We start from the raw sequence: 1,605 nt of genomic DNA, 5'->3' as shown, positions 1-1,605 counted from the left end.
TTTTATTATGGTGATCCCCTGGGCGAAATGCGCCTGGTAAGCAGAGTTTTTGAAATGTAAGGCCTTTGAATAAGACAAAACGCTGCCTCATCGCTAACTTTGCAACAGTGCCCCTAATCGTGTTCAGCAGAATAGCCGGAGGAAGTTTCCTACTGTCGATAAGAAAGGATTGGCACAGGGAGTGTGAATATCGAAACACCATCACAGAATAATGCCAGATAGAAATGCGATAGTAGGGGTGGATATTTAAATAAGGAGCATCCCGACTTAAAATGAATATGACTGCGTAACCAGGCGCAATAAAAAAAGCGAAAGAATCGCTTTTATTCTGGTTGTTTTTTCGAAGAGTGACCGTTTTCTGAGATGACAAGAAATAAGGAAGTCCTATGATCGCTAGCGGAATAGTTCAAAAACTGAATGCGCAAATGAATCAGGAGTTTTATACCTCAAATTTGTATCTTCAGCTCAGCCAGAGGTGCAGCGAGAATAGCCTTAATGGCACCGCACTATTTTTGCGTCATCAGGCGCAAAATACGGTGACGCAAATGATGCGCATGTACGAATACATCAAACAGAGCGGCGCCACGCCGGTGTTACAGGAGCAACACGCCCGGTGCGGTGAATTTTCCACGCTGGAAGATCTGTTTGAGCAGACGGTAAGCGATTACCAGAAGCGCATTAATGCGCTGACCTCTTTGACGGAAGACGCCCAGGCAGCAAACGATAAGTCAGCGATTAACTTCCTGAAGCGATACAGAAAAGAGGAAATCGTGGACGGGACGCTGTTGCAAATCATTCTGGATGAAGTCCGCAGCGCTAAAAAAGCGGGCATCAACATGCAGCAAACCGACCACTATCTGGTTGGCGTGATCGATCGCTATCACTAAATCAATTTCGCAGTACGAGGAGGTTTTACGCCTCCTCAGAAAATCTGTTTTACATCAGAAACAGAGGTTTATGCCAGTGAACATTTGATACCCAACACGTCATAGTGATTTTTTAACTTAGCGTTTTTATATCGTGCCAAAAATGTCTCTGCTTGTGTCTTTATATTAAGGAAGGTGCGAATAAGCAGGTCATTTCTTCCCAAGCTGACTCGCTGATTAAAATTTCGCGGATCTGGGCCGATTTTTTTCCCGCAAACACATCGAATCAGCCTATTTAGGCTATTTTTTCCACCATTTCTGGCGTTATTTCCGGTTTTTACTGAGATCTCTCCCACTGACGTATCATTTGGTCCACCCGAAACAGGTTGGCCAGGGTGAATAACATCGCCAGTTGGTTATCGTTTTTCAGCAGCCCCTTGTATCTGGCTTTCACGAAGCCGAACTGCCGCTTGATGATGCGAAACGGGTGCTCCACCCTGGCACGGATGCTGGCTTTCATGTATTCGATGTTGATGGCCGTTTTGTTCTTGCGCGGATGCTGCTTCAAGGTTTTTACCTTGCCGGGACGCTCGGCGATCAGCCAGTCCACATCCACCTCGGCCAGCTCCTCGCGCTGTGGCGCTCCTTGGTAGCCGGCATCGGCTGAGACAAATTGCTCCTCTCCATGAAGCAGATTACCCAGCTGATTGAGGTCATGCTCGTTGGCCGCGGTGGTGAC

At 47.0% G+C, this 1,605-nt stretch carries 1 protein-coding gene and 1 pseudogene; one reads left to right on the top strand and one right to left on the bottom strand.

Annotated elements, in window-relative coordinates:
- Positions 1-386: 386 nt before the first annotated feature.
- Positions 387-887 carry a non-heme ferritin-like protein gene (locus tag OGX67_RS15265; protein ID WP_001752509.1) on the top strand — a complete coding sequence of 167 codons (501 nt, stop codon included), beginning with the start codon at positions 387-389 and terminating at the stop codon, positions 885-887.
- 316 nt (positions 888-1,203) lie between these two features.
- Here OGX67_RS15265 and OGX67_RS15260 read toward each other — a convergent pair.
- A pseudogene (locus OGX67_RS15260) lies at positions 1,204-1,605 on the bottom strand (IS5-like element ISKpn26 family transposase); the annotation flags it as partial.

This window comes from Citrobacter sp. Cf118 (assembly GCF_030334095.1).
GTDB lineage: Bacteria > Pseudomonadota > Gammaproteobacteria > Enterobacterales > Enterobacteriaceae > Citrobacter > Citrobacter freundii.
This window is presented reverse-complemented; position numbering and strand designations above follow the sequence as displayed.

Excerpts from the sequence above, each read along its gene's own strand:
- OGX67_RS15265 (WP_001752509.1), top strand. The coding sequence starts at position 387 with ATGATCGCTAGCGGAATAGTTCAAAAACTGAATGCGCAAATGAATCAG.